Origin of the sequence: Pseudomonas sp. Au-Pse12, assembly GCF_021341665.1 — a bacterium.
GTDB lineage: Bacteria > Pseudomonadota > Gammaproteobacteria > Pseudomonadales > Pseudomonadaceae > Aquipseudomonas.
This window is the reverse complement of the sequence record NZ_JAJTTH010000005.1, coordinates 132,262-149,567: the sequence shown is the minus strand read 5'-3', so window position 1 is coordinate 149,567 and position 17,306 is coordinate 132,262. Positions and strand designations below refer to the sequence as shown.

Genomic DNA, 17,306 nt, shown 5'->3' with positions numbered 1-17,306 from the left:
CTGGCACCGGCCGGGCACCGCGCGCAACTTCCCGCCAGAGGTTGCGCAGCGCCTGCCCGCTGGGTGCCAGCCACAGGCTTGACCGATCTACAGGAGACCACCATGCCGCGTTTTGCTGCCAACCTGTCCATGCTGTTCACCGAACAGGACTTCCTCGCCCGCTTCAAGGCGGCCGCCGATGCCGGTTTCAGCGGCGTCGAATACCTGTTCCCGTACGAATTCAGCTCCGCCGAAATCAAGGCACAACTTGATGCCCACGGCCTGAGCCAAGTGCTATTCAACCTGCCAGCCGGTGACTGGGCCAAGGGTGAGCGCGGCATCGCCTGCCTGCCCGACCGGGTCGAGGAGTTCCGCGCCGGGGTCGACCTGGCCATCGCCTACGCCCAGGTCCTGGGCAACACCCAGGTCAACTGCCTGGCGGGCATCCGCCCACAGGGCGCCGATGAGGCGCTGCTGGAAAAGACCTTCGTCGCCAACCTCAAGTACGCCGCCGACAAGCTCCAGGCGGTGGGCATCAAGCTGGTGATGGAAGCCATCAACACCCGCGACATCCCAGGCTTCTACCTCAACAACACCGCCCAGGCGCTGTCGATCCGCGAACAGGTGGGCAGCGCCAACCTGTACCTGCAGTACGACATCTACCACATGCAAATCATGGAGGGAGACCTGGCGCGGACCATGGCCAACCACCTGGGCCAGATCAACCACATCCAGCTGGCGGACAACCCCGGGCGCAACGAGCCGGGCACTGGCGAGATCAACTACCGCTTCCTTTTCGAGCACCTGGACCGCATCGGCTACCAGGGCTGGGTCGGCTGCGAGTACAAGCCGCTGACCACCACCGAGGCTGGCCTTGGCTGGCTGAAAACCCACAACGCAATCTGAACCCGCACGCCTGTAGAAGCCGGCGAACGGGCCGGCAGGCACGGCACGCCCCTGAAGACCGCCTTCACTGGCCAGCCAGCTCCTACAGGGTCCGTCTGAATAGAGGATTTTCATCATGGCTAAAATCGGATTTATCGGCACCGGCATCATGGGTCACCCAATGGCCGCAAACCTGCAGAAGGCCGGCCACAGCCTGCTGCTCTCGGAACACCACGGCAAGGCCCCGGCCGACCTGATCGCCGCCGGCGCCGTGGCCCTGGCCTCGCCCCGGGACGTGGCCCAGGAAGCCGAGTTCGTCATCATCATGGTGCCCGATACCCCGCAGGTCGAAGACGTGCTGCTGCGCGCCGACGGCGTTGCCGCCGGGATCGGCAAGGGCAAGATCGTCATCGACATGAGTTCGATCTCGCCGACCGCGACCAAGGCCTTCGCCGCCAAGATCAACCAGACCGGCGCGCAGTACCTGGACGCCCCGGTATCCGGCGGTGAAGTCGGGGCCAAGGCCGCGACCCTGAGCATCATGGTCGGTGGCGACAGCCAGGCCTTCGAACGCGCCCTGCCGCTGTTCCAGAGCATGGGCAAGAACATCACCCTGGTGGGTGGCAACGGTGACGGCCAGACCGCCAAGGTGGCCAACCAGATCATCGTTGCCCTGAACATCCAAGCGGTGGCCGAAGCCCTGCTGTTCGCCGCGAAGAACGGTGCCGACCCGGCCAAGGTGCGTGAAGCGCTGATGGGCGGCTTCGCCTCCTCGAAGATCCTCGAAGTGCACGGCGAGCGAATGATCAAGGGCACCTTCGACCCGGGCTTCCGCATCAACCTGCACCAGAAGGACCTGAACCTGGCCCTCAGCGGTGCGCGCGAGCTGGGCATCAACCTGCCCAACACCGCCGGCACCCAGCAAGTGTTCAGCACCTGCAGCGCCATCGGTGGCGCCAACTGGGACCACTCGGCCTTGATCAAGGGCCTGGAACACATGGCCAACTTCTCGATCCGCGAGAAACAATAAGCAGCATCCGTAGCCGCTGCCGCAGGCTGCGCCAGGGTTCGCAGGAAACGCCTCACGGCGGGCCAGGGACAGGCCCTGCTGACCCTGGTGCCGCCTGAGGTGGCGGCTACACCCGTTTCAAGCCCCCCATAACAAGAAATCCGGGAGCCCGCCATGTCGGTCGATCCGCAACAATTCCTCCGTGAGCTGTTCGCCACAGCCATCGACGCCGCCCATCCGCAACAGGTTCTGCAAGCCCATCTACCCAGCGATCGCAACGGCCGCGTGATTGTCATCGGCGCCGGCAAGGCGGCCGCGGCCATGGCCCAGGTCGTGGAGCGCAACTGGCAGGGTGAAGTCAGCGGGCTGGTGGTGACCCGCTACGGCCACGGCGCCCCCTGCAACAAGATCGAAGTGGTCGAGGCCGCCCACCCGGTGCCCGACGCCGCCGGCCTGGCCGTGGCCAAGCGGGTGCTGGAGCTGGTCAGCAACCTGTCGGAACAGGACCGGGTGATCTTCCTGCTGTCCGGTGGCGGTTCGGCCCTGCTGGCCCTGCCCGCCGCCGGCATCACCCTGGCGGACAAGCAAGCCATCAACAAGGCCCTGCTCAAGTCCGGCGCCACCATCGGCGAGATGAACTGCGTGCGCAAGCACCTCTCGGCGATCAAGGGCGGGCGCCTGGCCAAGGCCTGCTGGCCGGCCACGGTCTACACCTATGCGATTTCCGATGTTCCCGGCGACCTGGCCACGGTCATCGCCTCCGGCCCCACCGTGGCCGACCCGAGCACCTCGGCCGAAGCCCTGGCGATTCTCAAGCGCTACGACATCGACGTCCCGGCCACGGTGCGCAACTGGTTGCAGAGCCCCGAGTCGGAAACCGTCAAGCCCGGTGACCCGAGCCTGGAGCGCAGCCACTTCCAGCTGATCGCCCGGCCCCAGCAATCCCTTGAAGCCGCGGCAGTCAAGGCCCGCCAGGCCGGCTTCAGCCCGCTGATCCTCGGCGACCTGGAAGGCGAATCCCGCGAGGTGGCCAAGGTCCACGCCGGTATTGCCCGCCAGGTGGCCTTGCACGGCCAGCCGCTGGCCGCGCCCTGCGTGATCCTTTCCGGCGGTGAAACCACGGTCACCGTGCGCGGCAATGGCCGTGGCGGACGCAACGCCGAGTTCCTCCTGAGCCTCACCGACAGCCTCAAGGGCTACCCGGGCATCTATGCCCTGGCTGGCGACACTGACGGCATCGACGGTTCCGAGGACAATGCCGGGGCCATCATGACCCCGGACAGCTATGCCCGCGCCGCGGCCCTGGGCCTGAGCGCCAGTGACGAGCTGGACAACAACAACGGCTACGGTTACTTCGCGGCACTGGGCAACCTGATCGTCACCGAACCGACCCGCACCAACGTCAACGACTTCCGCGCCATCCTGATTCTCGAGAACCCCAAACATGACGCCTGACAAGAAGGTCAAGATCCTCGCCACCCTGGGCCCGGCCATCGACGGCATCGAGGATATCCGTGAGCTGGTACAAGCCGGGGTGAATATCTTCCGGCTCAACTTCAGCCACGGCGCCCACGCCGACCATGCCCAGCGCTTTGAGTGGATCCGCCAGGTCGAGCGCGAGCTGAACTACCCCCTGGGCATCCTCATGGACCTGCAAGGGCCGAAACTGCGGGTCGGCACCTTCGCCGAAGGCAAGGTGCAACTGGTGCGCGGGCAAGCCTTGCGCCTGGACCTCGACCCGACCCCGGGCAACGCCCAGCGGGTCAGCCTGCCGCACCCGGAAATCATCGCCGCGCTGGAGCCGGGCATGGACCTGCTGCTGGACGACGGCAAGCTGCGCCTGCGGGTGATCGCCAAGCACGCCGACGCCATCGAGACCACCGTGCTCAATGGCGGCGAGCTGTCGGACCGCAAAGGGGTCAACGTGCCCCAGGCCGTGCTCGACCTCAGCCCGCTGACCAGCAAGGACCGCTGCGACCTGAGCTTCGGCCTGGAACTGGGGGTGGACTGGGTGGCCCTGTCCTTCGTGCAGCGCCCGGAAGACATCCGCGAAGCCCGTGCGCTGATCGGCGACAAGGCCTACCTGATGGCCAAGATCGAGAAACCTTCGGCCGTCACCCAACTGCGGGAAATCGCCGCGCTAAGCGACGCAATCATGGTGGCCAGGGGCGACCTGGGCGTGGAAGTGCCGGCGGAAAGCGTGCCGCAGATCCAGAAAAACATCATCAGCACCTGCCGCCAGCTGGGCAAGCCGGTGGTGGTGGCCACGCAGATGCTCGAATCCATGCGTTTCTCCCCGGCGCCGACGCGGGCCGAGGTCACCGACGTCGCCAACGCCGTGGCCGAAGGTGCCGACGCGGTGATGCTGTCGGCGGAAACCGCTTCCGGCGAATACCCGCTGGAAGCCGTGCAGATGATGAGCAAGATCATCCGCCAGGTGGAATCGGGCCCCGATTACCAGACCCAGCTCGACGTCAGCCGGCCCCAGGCCGAAGCCACCGTCTCGGACGCCATCAGCTGCGCGATCCGCCGGGTGTGCAGCATCCTGCCGGTGGCGGTGCTGGTGAACTACAGCGAATCGGGCAGCTCGACCCTGCGCGCCGCCCGGGAACGCCCGCCGGTGCCGATCCTCAACCTGACGCCGAATCTGCAAACCGCTCGCCGCCTGAGCGTGGCCTGGGGCGTGCACTCGGTGGTCAACGACCGCCTGCGCCAAGTGGACGAGGTGTGTGCCACGGCCCTGGAAATTGCCCAGGCCCAGGGCCTGGCCAAACGCGGCGACACGGTGGTGATCACCACCGGCGTGCCGTTCGGCCAGCCGGGCACCACCAACTCGCTGCGCGTCGAAACCCTTCTCTGACCCGCAGCCCATGGCGCCGCTGCGCCGCTGACCGGCACAGAGCCTCCCGCAGAGGAGGCCTGGCCGCTCAAGCGCAGCGGCGGCCAAAGGCCGCATCCACTGACTAGCACCATGCCTTCACCGTCTTTCAATGCCTTCTGCCCCGACTGGGCCACTGCCCTGCTTAACGGCTTCAGTCAGATCTTCCTCCAGCGCCATCCGCTGTGCGGCCTGCTGTGCCTGCTGGCGATCCTGGTCAGCGCCCCTGCGCTGCTCGGTGGCGCCCTGCTGGGCGCCCTGGCCGGGCTGTTGACCGCGCAACGCCGCGGGTATGCCAAGGCCGACCGGCAAGCCGGACTGTTCAGCTACAACGGCGTGTTGCTGGGCCTGCTGCTGAGCCTGTACCTGCCCTGGTCGGTGCTGCTGCCGCCGCTGATCATCGCCGCCGGCGGCCTGAGCGCGATCATTACCCAGCAATGGCTGAAACGGGCGCGCCAGCGCGCCAGCCTGCCGGCCTACACCGCGCCTTTCGTCGGCCTCGGCTGGCTGTTGCTGAGCCTGGCCGAACCGCTACCGGGCGCTGCCCAGCTCGCGCCTGGCCTGTCCCCCGTGAACCTGTTGGGCGGCCTGTTCCAGGGCCTGGGGCAGATCATGTTCCTCGCCCAGCCCCTGGCCGGCCTGCTGATTCTCCTTGGCCTGCTGCTGGCCAGTCGGCGCGCGGCGGCCTGGGCCGTGTTCGGTTCCGCCTGTGGCCTGGCGTTCACCCTGGTGCAGCACGAGCCCGCCCAGGCCCTGCAAGGCCTGGGCGGCTACAACTGCGCCCTGGTGGCCCTGGCCCTGGGCCAACAGGCGCGGTGGCCATGGCGACCGCTGCTGGGAATGCTGCTGGCGCTGCTGATCACCCCGGGCATCGTCGCCCTGGGCCTGGCGCCCCTGACCGCACCTTTTGTCCTCGCCTGCTGGCTGGTGCATGCCGTGGATCGGGCCGTGGGCCGCACGCCCCAGGGCGACGCGCCTTGCGCTGGGCCGGCAAATCCCCCTAGGCTTCGCTGATCTTTGATTCAGGCGACTCCCATGGGTAACAGCGACAACTGGCGGCAGCGCCTCTACGTAATGATCTTCCAGACCGATACGGTGGCCGGAAGACGCTTTGACACCACCTTGCTGCTGATCATCCTCGCCAGCCTGGTGATCGTGATTCTCGACAGCATCGACGAGGTACACAGCAACTACGCCAACGTCCTGGCGTACATCGAATGGGGTTTCACCCTGATCTTCGCCGTCGAGTACGGGCTGCGCCTGTACTGCTCGCCCAAGCCGCTGCGCTACGCCTTCAGTTTCTATGGCCTGGTGGACCTGCTGGCCATCGTCCCCGGCATCCTCGCCCTGTACTACAGCGATGCGCAGTACCTGCTGATCATCCGCATCATCCGCATGCTGCGGATCTTCCGTGTGCTCAAGCTGGCGCCCTACCTGAAACAGGCCCATTACCTGCTGGACGCGCTGCGCGGCAGCAAGCAGAAGATCCTGGTGTTCCTGCTCAGCGTCTGCACCCTGGTCACGGTGTTCGGCACCCTGATGTACGTGGTCGAAGGCCCGGAGCACGGCTTCACCAGCATCCCCAAGGGCATCTACTGGGCCATCGTCACCCTGACCACCGTGGGCTACGGCGATATCGTGCCCAAGACCGTGATCGGCCAGATGATCTCGTCGATGGTGATGATCACCGGCTACTCGATCATCGCCGTGCCCACCGGGATCTTCACCGCAGAACTGGCCAGCGCCATGCGCGGCGAGCAGCTCAAGCACGACTGCCCGGTGTGCCGCAAAAACAGCCACGAACCGGCCGCGGCCTTTTGCTCGCGCTGCGGTAACGCGCTGTTCAAGAAGCTGGAATAAGCAAAGTACTTTTTAATCTTTAAAGAGATATAGCGCCCCGGCTATAGTCGGCGGCAAATTGCCTTCACTCTCGAACAAAAGGAATGTGCAGTGAAAAAACTCTTCAGCGCCTCGCTACTGGCCGCCGGCTTGGCTCTGGGCAGCGTCGCCCAGGCCGCACCGACCCTGCTCAACGTTTCCTATGACGTGATGCGCGACTTCTACAAGGACTACAACGCCGCCTTCCAGAAACACTGGAAAGCCGAGCACAACGAGAACATCACCCTGCAGATGTCCTTCGGCGGCTCCAGCAAACAGGCACGCTCGGTGATCGACGGCCTGCCGGCGGATGTCATCACCATGAACATGGCCACCGACATCAACGCCCTGGCGGACAACGGCAAACTGGTCCCGGACAACTGGGTGACGCGCCTGCCGGACAACAGCGCACCCTTCACCTCGGCCACCGTGTTCATCGTGCGCAAGGGCAACCCCAAGGCGCTGAAAGACTGGCCGGACCTGCTCAAGGATGGCGTGCAAGTGATTGTGCCCAACCCCAAGACCTCGGGTAACGGCCGCTACACCTACCTCTCGGCCTGGGGTTATGTGCTGAAGAACGGCGGCGACGAGAACAAGGCCAAGGACTTTGTCGGCAAGCTGTTCAAGCAGGCGCCCGTGCTCGACACCGGTGGCCGTGCCGCCACCACCACCTTCATGACCAACCAGATCGGCGATGTGCTGGTGACCTTCGAGAACGAAGCGGAAATGATCGCCCGCGAGTTCGGCCGCGATCAGTTCGAGGTGATCTACCCGAGCGTGTCCGCCGAAGCCGAGCCGCCGGTATCGGTGGTGGACAAGGTGGTGGAGAAGAAAGGCACCCGCGCCGCGGCCGAGGAATACCTGAAGTACCTGTGGTCGCCGGAAGGCCAGGAAATCGCCGCCAACAACTACCTGCGCCCACGGGACCCGAAGGTGCTGGCCAAGTACACCGACCGCTTCCCGAAAGTCGACTTCCTCTCGGTGGAGAAGACCTTCGGCGACTGGCGCAGCGTGCAGAAGACCCACTTCAACGACGGCGGGATCTTCGACCAGATCTACACCAACGCCAAATGACCCCTCGCGGGTGAATGAAAAAAGCGACCCTGGCGGTCGCTTTTTTTATGCCTGATGGCGAGTTCAAAGCGCCCGTGCCGGATTGAACAACGCCGCCGTGACCACCTGATGCTGCTCCTCCAGCACCGCCTCGGCCTCGACCTCGATCAGCCACTCGGGCAGCGACAGCCCGCTGACGATGATCCACGAAGACGCCGGTGGCTGGCTGGCAAAGCGCTCCAGCAATACCGCGCTGATGTGCTCCTGCTGGTCGCGGGCGACTTCGGCGATGTAGATCCGCAGCATCACCACATCCGTCATCTGGCCGCCTGCTGCGGCCAGGACGCTTTCGATATTGTCGAAGGCCTGCTCGGTCTGCTCCCGCAGGTCGGGGCCGACCGTCCGCTCCTGCTCATCCACCCCCACCTGGCCGGAGAGCAGCAGGCGTCGGCCGCCCCGCACTTCCACCGCCTGGCTGAAACCGTATTGCAGCGAATTGAACACACTGGCTGGGTTGAACGTCGACTTTTCCATAAGGCACTCCCGGCGCATTGAACGACCGGAAACCGTAAACCAAGGCCTTGGTGACTTCCACTGCAACCCGCGTGCTGCAACATTTGGCAATGCAAGCCTGGGCACCGCAGAGCCGGAACGGAATATTCCACCCCGCAGACAACGGCTTTACATGGGCGGAGCCACGCCATCCTTGCCGGCGGAAATCGACTGCGCGGTGAGTTTGCCGTCGGCGCTCTGGGTAACGAACATCACCACCTTGACCCCGGCCTTGAGCAGGCTGCGATCCCCGGGCGTGAGGTTGACGATGGGGACATCGTCCGGCACCAGGATCTTCTGCTGCCCGCCCTTGTAGTTGACGGTCAGGGTGCGGCCGTTGCTCACCACCAGATCACCGACGCTGCCGTTGGTCATGCTGCTGCCCTTGGCCAGGTCGAAGGGCCGATGACCATCCCCGGTACCGGCCATCTGCGCGGGAAAGACATGCACTTCCAGGGCCTTGAGAGTGCCGTCGGCCATGGGCATTGCCGCTGACCCGATGTAGCTGCCCGGCTTGATGTCCTCGATGTTGGCCAGGGTCACCCCGCGCACCTGGGTCTGTGGGGTCAGCTCGACGCTGACGTTTTCACCGCTGTTGACATGCACCCGCACCAGGTCACCGCTGATCCCGGTGATCTCGCCGCGCACGCCCATGCGCATGCCCGGAGCGTCCTGGGCGCGGGCCGCAACGCCCACCAGGGTGAACACCAGAACAACGCCCTGAGCGGCGCACAACCAACCACGCAAAGACCGATTCATGGGATGGATTTCCTCTGTTGAAAAGGGGGCTCGGGCCACTCCGGGGCGAATGGCGAACCTGAGCATGCTATCGAACAAGATGTAAGTAAATGTATCATCAGCCCTCGTCAGCGGCATCCGTCGCGGCTGGCAGCGCAACGCCTTGAATCAGTCATTTATTCCCCCCAGGAATGAATGCTATTGCCCCGCCCTCTCTACTGCGCTACCGCGTCGCCTCTTAACCTTGCCCCACCTTTTCGCCGCCAAGAGAATTCCGATGAGCTCAACGACCCAGGCGCTGCCCCTGCGCAGCGTGACAATGACCCGAGGCATGGTGCTGCTGTTCGCCTTCTGTTGCGGCGCCATCGTCGCCAACATCTACTACGCACAACCCATCATCGAGCTGATCGCCCCGGACCTCGGCCTGTCCAGCGCCCTGGCCAGCCTGATCGTGTCCCTGACCCAGATCGGCTATGCCCTGGGCCTGTTCTTCCTGGTGCCCCTGGGAGACTTGCTGGAAAACCGCCGACTGATGGTGATCACCACCCTGGTGGCCATCGCCAGCCTGCTGGGAGCGGCCTGGACCCAGCAGCCCAACGTCTTTCTCCTGGTGTCGCTGCTGATCGGCTTCAGTTCGGTGTCGGTGCAGATCCTCATTCCCCTGGCAGCGCACCTGGCCCCGGAAGAGTCCCGCGGCCGAGTGGTGGGCGGGATCATGGGCGGCCTGCTGCTGGGGATTCTCCTGGCCCGTCCAGTGTCCAGCGTGGTGGCCGATCTGTTTGGCTGGCGCGCGATGTTCATTGCCGCCGCCGTGCTGATGGCGGCCATCAGCCTGGTCCTGATGCTGACCATGCCCAAGCGCCAACCGGCCCACAGCGCTACCTACGGCCAACTGCTGCGCTCACTGGGGGGCTTGCTGCGCCGGCAACCGGTCTTGCGCCAGCGTGCCTTCTACCAGGGCTGCATGTTCGCCAGTTTCAGCCTGTTCTGGACCGCGGCCCCCCTGGAGCTGGCACGGCAGCACGGCCTGTCGCAGAGCCAGATCGCAATCTTCGCCCTGGTAGGCGCCATCGGGGCCATCGCCGCCCCCATCAGCGGACGCCTGGCGGATGCCGGCCACACCCGTATCGCCTCGCTGCTGGCCATGCTCCTGGCGGCCCTGAGCTTTGTGCCGACGCTGATCCATCCCGCCTACAGCGTGATCGGCCTGGCGGTGACCGGGGTGGTCCTGGACTTCTGCGTGCAAATGAACATGGTGCTCGGACAACGGGCGGTGTATGCCCTGGACGCTCACAGCCGCAGCCGCCTCAACGCGCTGTACATGACCAGCATCTTCGTCGGTGGCGCCTTCGGCTCATCGATTGCCAGTGCGGTGTACGAACACAGCGGCTGGCTGGGGGTGGCGCTGGTGGGCAGCGCCTTTCCTCTGCTGGCCCTGCTGCGTTTTCTGCTGGTGGCGGACAACCGCCGAGCAGAGCGTGCCTAGGCAATTCGGGCTGAACCCGCTGATAGTGTCGGCGCCCGGGGGCCGTGCTCCCCTCTCCTGCAAGGACAACCGATGGACCGCCTAGCCGCGATGGAAACCTTTGTGCATGTGGTGGAAAGCGGGTCCTTCTCCGCTGCCGCCCGACGCCTGAACCTGGGCCAGCCTGCCGTATCGAAAAGCATTGCCCAGTTGGAGGCGCATCTGCAGGTACGGCTGTTGTTGCGCTCCACCCGCGGCTTGACCCCCACCGAGGCCGGCCTGGCCTATTTCGAACGGGCCCGGCGCACCCTGGAGGAGGCCTGCGAGGCGGAAAATGCCGCTCGCGGGTCGGCAGCGGCATTGCGCGGCACCCTGCGCATCGGCGCCGCGGTGACCTTCGCCCGCCTGCACATCGTGCCCCATCTGGGGGCCTTTCTCGATCGTCACCCCGGACTGCAGATAGACGTGGTGCTGGACGATCACCACATCAATCTGGTGGAAGCCGGGGTCGATGTGGCGCTGCGCATGGGCAGCCTGGCCGACTCGACCCTCACCGCGCGCAAAATCGCCGAATGCCCTCGCCTGCTGCTGGCCACCCCGGAGTACCTGGCCGCACACGGCGAGCCCCGGCATCCGGCCGATCTGAGCGAGCACCAGGCCCTGATCTACAGCCGGAGGCCCGGTCACTTCTGGCACTTTTTCCAGGGCGACCAAGAGCAGCAAGTGAGTGTCAGCGGCAGGATTCGGGTCAATGCCGCGGAAGGCTTGCGTGCTGCGGTCCTGGCACATCAGGGCCTGGCAACCGCCTCGCAATGGATGTTCGCCCCGGAGTTGGCCAGCGGCGCGGTCAAGGCGCTGCTGACCGACTGGCAGCTGCCACGGCAGCAACTGTGGGCGGTGTTTCCCGGCGGGCGCCTGGTGAGTGCCAAGGCCCGGGCCTTCATCGAGTACGTGGAGCAGTTGCTGGAGCGACTCTGAAACGCGCTTCAGATGCGCTCGCGGACCAGTACCTCGATGTTCAGCGCCTCGCCCCAGCGCCGCAGGCGCTCGATCAGGCCCTGATCGGTTTCACCCACCAGGTAGAGGGTGTCGATGGTCTGGGTCGCGGCCCATTCGACGAACTGACTGCTGTCGAAGTCGGCCAGGGTGGCCAGCTGGAATTCATTTTCATAAAAACCCGGGGCGACCGCTATCGGGGTGTCCTGGGGACCGGGCGCGCCGATGAAGTCGCAACCCAGGTGCACCACGCCCCAACGGGCAACCCGCCAGTTGCCCAGGGCTTCGTCCAGCCGGGCCCGGGCACCACGGGCAAAGCCCAGGCCATCGATGACCACGCGGCGGTTGACGATCAGCCACAACTTGCGCCGCCGCGGCGCCTTGAGCAGTACTTCGCCGGTGACCTTGGAGGCGCGCAATGCCAGGGCGATCACCAGCAGCAAGGGCACGAAGTAGCTGTAGAGCTTCTCGGTATCGCTGACCGCCACCAGGCCATTCAGGCGATGCACCTCGGCCCGCTGCCGTTCCAGTTCCTTGATGCTTTCACTCAGGCTCTGCAGCCACTGGCTGATGGGGGGCGCCGTGTATTCGCCGCGGATATCCCCCAGCGCCTGCTGCACCTTGATCACCGCCAAGGCCGAAAGGCGCCCGTCGGCGGTGCGTTCCAGCGCCGCAAAACGCTCGCACAGGCTCATGACCTGGGCCGCATCCTGGGGTTCGTAGCGCTCCACTGCCGCCTTGCAGTGCTCGCCGCCCAGCATGTCGTCGATCTCTGTGGCCACGCGCCGCTGCAACCCGGCCTGGGCCTGCTGGGCCAACTGGTAGTCGGTCTGGTACCAGTCCACGCGCACCGCCTGGGTGGCGCTGATCAGGGCCAGCGAGGCCAGCAGCAGCCAGCCGTAGTCCACACGCTTCCAGCCGATCTCACCCAGGCGCCAGACCGAAATGAAGCTCCAGCAGAAGAAGTAGTACATGAAGGCGAACGCCACCAGCAGGCACACCGGCTCCAGTGACAGGTAGATCAGCTCCGGCACCTCCGCCGGGCCGAAGCCATACATCAGCGCCAGCACACAGATCAGCGCTAGCCAAAACACCATCGGCGCAAAATAGGGTTTGTTCAGGTCATTCTTCATCGGGCGCTCAACGGCTGATACTCGGGAACACCCCGCTGTATCGGCCAGGCATCCCGAGGCTTAAATAATCCACCCCGGGCGCGGGCTCTGGCCTGCGCCTCTGCGGTTATCCGGCAGGCGCCGGAATTATTGGAACTGGCGGCCGAGGCCGGCGGGAACACCGTGGATATCGGTGTCTTCCCAAGGCCCGTCGGGGCTGATGGAGCGGCTCCAGCCATTGTTCCAGCGGTAGTAGGTGCGCTGGCGATAAAAGGTATTGCTCTGGTTATCCAGCACATAGACCCCAAGCCGCGCATCCCAGTGGCTGTGCCCGCCTGGCGGCGGTGCGAAGCTGGCGGAAGTGCGTGGCAGGGGCTTGGCGGCGGGAATCGGCGCACTGGGCTTGCCCGGGGCCGTGGACGGAGCCGGGCGTGTGCTCGGCCCCGCGGGCGGAATGGGCTCAGAGGAAGTTGGCGCCGGCCGCTGGACCGTACATGCGCTCAACCCCAGAACCAGTGACAACAGGGTAATGCGAGCGATGGCGGTCATGGCGGTTTCTCTGGTTATTGATCCGGGCTGTCGATGGTCAGCTGCTGGGCAGCAGTGGTGCTGCTGGCCAGGGGCTGGCTGCGCCCGACCCACTCGCCGGCCGTCGGCTGGCCAGCGCGGGATACGCGCGCAACCAGTTGGACTTCAGGGAAGTTCGACAGTTTCAACTGCGGCATCATTGCGTCGGCATCCGCCAGCTCGACGGTCGCCGGCAGGTCGGCCACGGTCAAGCGCTTGGCCGCCAGTGGCGCCGGCGGGCCCTGGGTGGCGCGGGCGAAGATGAATACGCTGTCACTCGGCTGGACCTTGGCCTTGAGCTCCGCTGCCAGGTCGACCCGGACCTTGAGCACCGCGCCCTTGGCCTGGGCCTTGGCCACAGGTTCGCTGGCAACCTTGCCGCCACCGGCCACCAGCTTCTCGCTGGCACGATCGATACCGCCCTGCAACGCGGCGCGGGAGTTGTCGTCCGGTGGCAGTTGCGCCTGCAGGCGCTTCCAGTAATCGATGGCTTCCTGGAAACGCCCGCCTTCGAAGGCGGCAATCCCCAGCAGCCCGAGGCTGGTGACTTCATTGGGGTCGGCTTTCAACGCTTCGTCGGTCAGGCCCTGGACCTTGTCCGACCATTGCTTGTTGTCGGCGAAGTACTGCGCCTGGGCCCATTGCCCCAGCAATTCGGGCTGGCGCCCGGCCAGGGCCACGGTGCGCTCGAAGATCTTCGCCGCGTCCGCCGGCCGGTCCTGGGCCATGTAGGTGCGCCCGAGGAAATACAGGCCTTCGGCGGAGTCCGGCTGGGCTGCCACCGCGCGCTCCAGGCGCCAGGTCATCTCTTCCATGGACTGCGGTGCCTGGGCGAATTCGCGGGTCAGCTCGACCTTGTCGCTGGCCCCGAAGTGCAGGTACAGACCCAGGCCCAGCAGCGGTACCAGCAGCGCCGCCAGCAACGGCAGTGGCTTGCCCAGGCGCGAGGTGCGCACGGCGCCGCTGCCTTCGGTGTCGGCCAGCAGTTCGCGGGCGGCTTCGGCACGCCCCGCGTCCATCTGCTCGGCACTGAGCACGCCTTCCTGCTGCTGGCTGTGCAGCTCGGCCACGCGCTCTTCATAAAGCGCCACGTTCAGCGCGGTACGATCCTCCTCGCGCTGAGCGCGACGCTCACGCAAGACCGGGATCAACAGGAAACTCAGGGCAATCAGGAGCAGCAGGCCTGCCGCAAGCCAGAAATCAATCATGGGTGGTTTTTATCCAGCAGTTGGTCGAGGCGCTGACGCTCTTCGACGGAAAGCGTGTTCGGGCTGTCACTGCGCTCCACGCGCCGACGCCGGACAATCACGACAATGATCACCAGACCGCCGAGCAACAGCCCGGCGGGGCCGAACCAGAGCAGCGCGGTCTTGCCGGTGAGGGCCGGTCGGTAGCGCACGAAGTCACCGTAGCGATCGACCATGAAGTCGATGATCTGCTGGTTGTCCTTGCCCTCGCCGAGCATGCGGAAAATCTCTTTGCGCAGGTCAGCGGCGATCGGTGCGTTGGAATCGGCGATGTCCTGGTTCTGACACTTGGGGCAGCGCAGCTCCTTGGTCAGCTCGTGAAACCTTTCACGGTCGGCATCGTTGGCGAACTGATAGGTGTCGATGGCGGCCTGGGCCACCCCGACAATGCTCAGGCCGAGGATGGCGGCGGCTAACCAGCGCTTCATGGCTTGGCCTCATCGACCAGGGCCTGGTACTTGGCGGCCAGTTGCTCGCGCCACACCACTTCGTCGATCACCCCGACGTACTTGTCGCGGATGATGCCCTTGGCATCGATGAAGAAGGTTTCCGGGGCGCCGTAGACGCCGAGATTCAGGCCCAGGGAGCCCTCCTCGTCGCGCACGTCCAGCAAGTAGGGGTTGTGGAACTCGGCCAGCCACTTCAGGGCGTCGGCGTTGACGTCCTTGTAGTTGATGCCGTAGATCACCACGCCCTTCTCGGCCAGCTTGTTCAGCACCGGATGCTCGACCCGGCAGGAGATGCACCAGGTGCCCCAGACGTTGACCAGCGCCGGCTTGCCCAGCAGGTCGGCACGGGTCAGGGTCTTGTCGCCCTGCACCGACGGCAGGGAAAACTCCGGGAACGGCTTGCCGATCATCGCCGACGGCAGCTCGGCCGGGTCCAGGTACAACCCGCGATAGAGGAACACCGCCACCACCAGGAACACCGCCAGGGGCAGCATCATCATCCAGCGTCTCATGCCGTAGCTCCTGTCATGCCCAGCGCTTCGCGCACGCGGCTTTTAACCTTGACCCGATAACGCCGGTCCATGGCCGCCAGCAAGCCACCGAACCCGGTGAGCAGGCCGCCGAACCAGATCCAGCGCACGAATGGCTTGACGTGCACCCGCACCGCCCAGGCGCCTTCACCCAGGGGTTCGCCCAGCGCCACATACAGGTCACGGGTGAAACCGGCATCGATCCCGGCCTCGGTCATCATCGAGCTCTGCACGGTGTACAGGCGTTTTTCCGGATGCAGCACCGCCACTTCCTTGCCATTGCGCACCACACGCACGGTGCCCTTGTCGGAAGTGAAGTTCGGCCCTTCGAAATGCTTGGCGCCCTCGAAGATGAAGTGATAGCCGGCCAGCTCCATGGACTCGCCCGGCTCCAGGCGCAGGTCGCGCTCGGCGCTGTTCTGGCTCGACAGCACCACGCCCAGGGCACAGACGGCGATGCCCAGGTGCGCCAACTGCATGCCCCAGTAGCTGCGGGTCAGGCTGGGCAGGCCCTTGATCAGGCCCTTGTGCCGGGTCTTGTCGACAATGTCGCGCACCCCGGCCAGCAGCACCCAGGCCGCCAGGAGGAAGGTCGCCAGCACCGCCCAGTTGAAGTCGCCGTAGGCGATGCCCGCGACCACCGCCAGGGCCACGCTGCCCAGCAGCACCGGGCCGAGCATGCCCACCAGCCATTTCACCGGGGTGTCTTTCCAGCGCACCAGCACGCCCACCGCCATCACCACCATCAGCAGGGCCATCAGCGGAATGAACAGCGCGTTGAAGTACGGCGGGCCCACCGACAGCTTGGCGCCGGTCAGGGCGTCCAGCACCAGCGGGTACAAGGTGCCGAGCAGAATCATCGAGGCCGCCACCACCAGCACCAGGTTGTTACCCAGCAACAGGGTTTCCCGCGACCAGAGGTTGAAGCCCACCTGGCTCTTGACCACCGGCGCGCGCAGGGCGAACAGGGTCAGCGAGCCCCCCACCACGAACAGCAGGAAGATCAGGATGAACACGCCGCGCTCAGGGTCTGCGGCAAAGGCGTGAACCGAGGTCAGGACCCCGGAACGAACCAGGAAGGTGCCCAGCAGGCTCAGGGAGAAGGCAGCAATGGCCAACAGCACGGTCCAGCTCTTGAACACCCCGCGCTTTTCCGTGACCGCCAGGGAGTGGATCAGCGCCGTGCCCACCAGCCAGGGCATGAACGAGGCGTTTTCCACCGGGTCCCAGAACCACCAGCCGCCCCAGCCGAGTTCGTAGTAGGCCCACCACGAGCCCAGGGTGATACCGATGCCGAGGAAAGCCCAGGCAACGATGGTCCAAGGCCGCGACCAGCGGGCCCAGGCAGCATCCAGGCGACCGCCGAGCAAGGCGGCGATGGCGAAGGCGAAGGCCACCGAGAAACCGACGTAGCCCATGTAGAGCATCGGCGGGTGGACGATCAGGCCGATGTCCTGCAGCAGCGGATTGAGATCACGGCCGTCGGCAGGCACCTGAGGCAGGATCCGCGCAAACGGATTGGAGGTAACGATCAGGAACGACAGGAAGCCGGTGCTGATCATGCCCATTACCGCCAGTACCCGGGCCAGCATCACCTGCGGCAGTTGCCGCGAGAACACCGACACGGCGAAGGTCCAGCCGCCGAGGATCAGCGCCCAGAGCAGCAGCGAACCTTCGTGAGCGCCCCAGACGGCGCTGAACTTGTAGTACCAGGGCAAGGCGCTGTTGGAGTTGTGGGCCACATAGGCCACCGAGAAGTCATCGGTCATGAAGGCGTAAGTCAGGCAACCGAAGGCGAACACCAGGAACGCGAACTGCCCCCAGGCCGCCGGCTGGGCCAGGCTCATCCACAGCCGATCGCCACGCCAGGCGCCGAGCATCGGCACCACGGCCTGGACCAGGGAGAAGCACAGGGCGAGGATCATCGCCAATTGGCCGAGTTCAGGAATGAACAGTGCGGAACTCATG

Annotated in this window: 17 protein-coding genes; 9 read left to right on the top strand and 8 right to left on the bottom strand. The window is 65.5% G+C overall.

The window, feature by feature from the left end:
• Positions 1-102: 102 nt before the first annotated feature.
• From hyi to LXM55_RS15585, 7 genes are all read left to right on the top strand, one after another.
• Positions 103-885, top strand: a complete 783-nt coding sequence (gene hyi / locus LXM55_RS15615; protein WP_233321215.1) for a hydroxypyruvate isomerase — start codon at positions 103-105, stop codon at positions 883-885.
• Positions 886-1,000: 115 nt separating this feature from the next.
• The gene (locus LXM55_RS15610) at positions 1,001-1,894 is read left to right on the top strand and encodes a 2-hydroxy-3-oxopropionate reductase (RefSeq protein ID WP_233321214.1); all 894 of its coding nucleotides are present in this window, start codon (positions 1,001-1,003) and stop codon (positions 1,892-1,894) included.
• Positions 1,895-2,047: 153 nt separating this feature from the next.
• Complete coding sequence (locus tag LXM55_RS15605; RefSeq protein WP_233321213.1) at positions 2,048-3,328, top strand: glycerate kinase type-2 family protein; 1,281 nt, start codon at positions 2,048-2,050, stop codon at positions 3,326-3,328.
• Positions 3,318-4,733: a pyruvate kinase gene (gene pyk, locus LXM55_RS15600; RefSeq protein WP_233321212.1), complete on the top strand. Its 1,416-nt coding sequence runs from the start codon at positions 3,318-3,320 to the stop codon at positions 4,731-4,733. Before LXM55_RS15605 ends, pyk begins: the two co-directional genes overlap by 11 nt.
• A gap of 111 nt (positions 4,734-4,844) precedes the next feature.
• Entirely contained in the window at positions 4,845-5,765 is a 921-nt protein-coding gene (locus LXM55_RS15595) for an urea transporter (RefSeq protein WP_233321211.1), read from the top strand.
• A gap of 21 nt (positions 5,766-5,786) precedes the next feature.
• Entirely contained in the window at positions 5,787-6,611 is an 825-nt protein-coding gene (locus LXM55_RS15590; protein WP_233321210.1) for an ion transporter, read from the top strand.
• A gap of 90 nt (positions 6,612-6,701) precedes the next feature.
• Positions 6,702-7,703 carry a sulfate ABC transporter substrate-binding protein gene (locus tag LXM55_RS15585; RefSeq protein WP_060838173.1) on the top strand — a complete coding sequence of 334 codons (1,002 nt, stop codon included), beginning with the start codon at positions 6,702-6,704 and terminating at the stop codon, positions 7,701-7,703.
• Between the two features lie 63 nt (positions 7,704-7,766).
• Here LXM55_RS15585 and LXM55_RS15580 read toward each other — a convergent pair whose 3' ends face one another.
• Complete coding sequence (locus tag LXM55_RS15580; RefSeq protein ID WP_233321209.1) at positions 7,767-8,216, bottom strand: RidA family protein; 450 nt, start codon at positions 8,214-8,216, stop codon at positions 7,767-7,769.
• 147 nt (positions 8,217-8,363) lie between these two features.
• A complete protein-coding gene (locus tag LXM55_RS15575) occupies positions 8,364-8,993 on the bottom strand; it encodes a DUF5666 domain-containing protein (protein WP_233321208.1) in 630 nt (209 codons plus the stop codon).
• Positions 8,994-9,249: 256 nt separating this feature from the next.
• Between LXM55_RS15575 and LXM55_RS15570 the strand changes: the two genes are divergently transcribed.
• Entirely contained in the window at positions 9,250-10,458 is a 1,209-nt protein-coding gene (locus LXM55_RS15570; protein ID WP_233321207.1) for an MFS transporter, read from the top strand.
• Between the two features lie 72 nt (positions 10,459-10,530).
• Positions 10,531-11,415, top strand: a complete 885-nt coding sequence (locus LXM55_RS15565) for a LysR family transcriptional regulator (protein ID WP_233321206.1) — start codon at positions 10,531-10,533, stop codon at positions 11,413-11,415.
• 8 nt (positions 11,416-11,423) lie between these two features.
• On the opposite strand, the gene LXM55_RS15560 is transcribed toward LXM55_RS15565, so the two are convergent.
• From LXM55_RS15560 to LXM55_RS15535, 6 genes are all read right to left on the bottom strand, one after another.
• Positions 11,424-12,566, bottom strand: coding sequence for a hypothetical protein (locus LXM55_RS15560; RefSeq protein ID WP_233321205.1), 1,143 nt, complete (start codon positions 12,564-12,566; stop codon positions 11,424-11,426).
• A gap of 126 nt (positions 12,567-12,692) precedes the next feature.
• Positions 12,693-13,094 (bottom strand): hypothetical protein, encoded by a 402-nt coding sequence (locus tag LXM55_RS15555; protein ID WP_233321203.1) that lies wholly within the window; start codon positions 13,092-13,094, stop codon positions 12,693-12,695.
• Between the two features lie 14 nt (positions 13,095-13,108).
• Complete coding sequence (gene ccmI, locus LXM55_RS15550; RefSeq protein ID WP_233321201.1) at positions 13,109-14,320, bottom strand: c-type cytochrome biogenesis protein CcmI; 1,212 nt, start codon at positions 14,318-14,320, stop codon at positions 13,109-13,111.
• On the bottom strand, positions 14,317-14,787 hold the full coding sequence (locus LXM55_RS15545) for a cytochrome c-type biogenesis protein (RefSeq protein WP_233321200.1): 471 nt from the start codon (positions 14,785-14,787) through the stop codon (positions 14,317-14,319). The genes ccmI and LXM55_RS15545 overlap by 4 nt, the downstream gene beginning before the upstream one ends.
• Positions 14,784-15,320: a DsbE family thiol:disulfide interchange protein gene (locus tag LXM55_RS15540; protein WP_011060021.1), complete on the bottom strand. Its 537-nt coding sequence runs from the start codon at positions 15,318-15,320 to the stop codon at positions 14,784-14,786. Before LXM55_RS15540 ends, LXM55_RS15545 begins: the two co-directional genes overlap by 4 nt.
• On the bottom strand, positions 15,317-17,305 hold the full coding sequence (locus LXM55_RS15535) for a heme lyase CcmF/NrfE family subunit (protein WP_233321198.1): 1,989 nt from the start codon (positions 17,303-17,305) through the stop codon (positions 15,317-15,319). Before LXM55_RS15535 ends, LXM55_RS15540 begins: the two co-directional genes overlap by 4 nt.
• Position 17,306 lies beyond the last annotated feature (1 nt).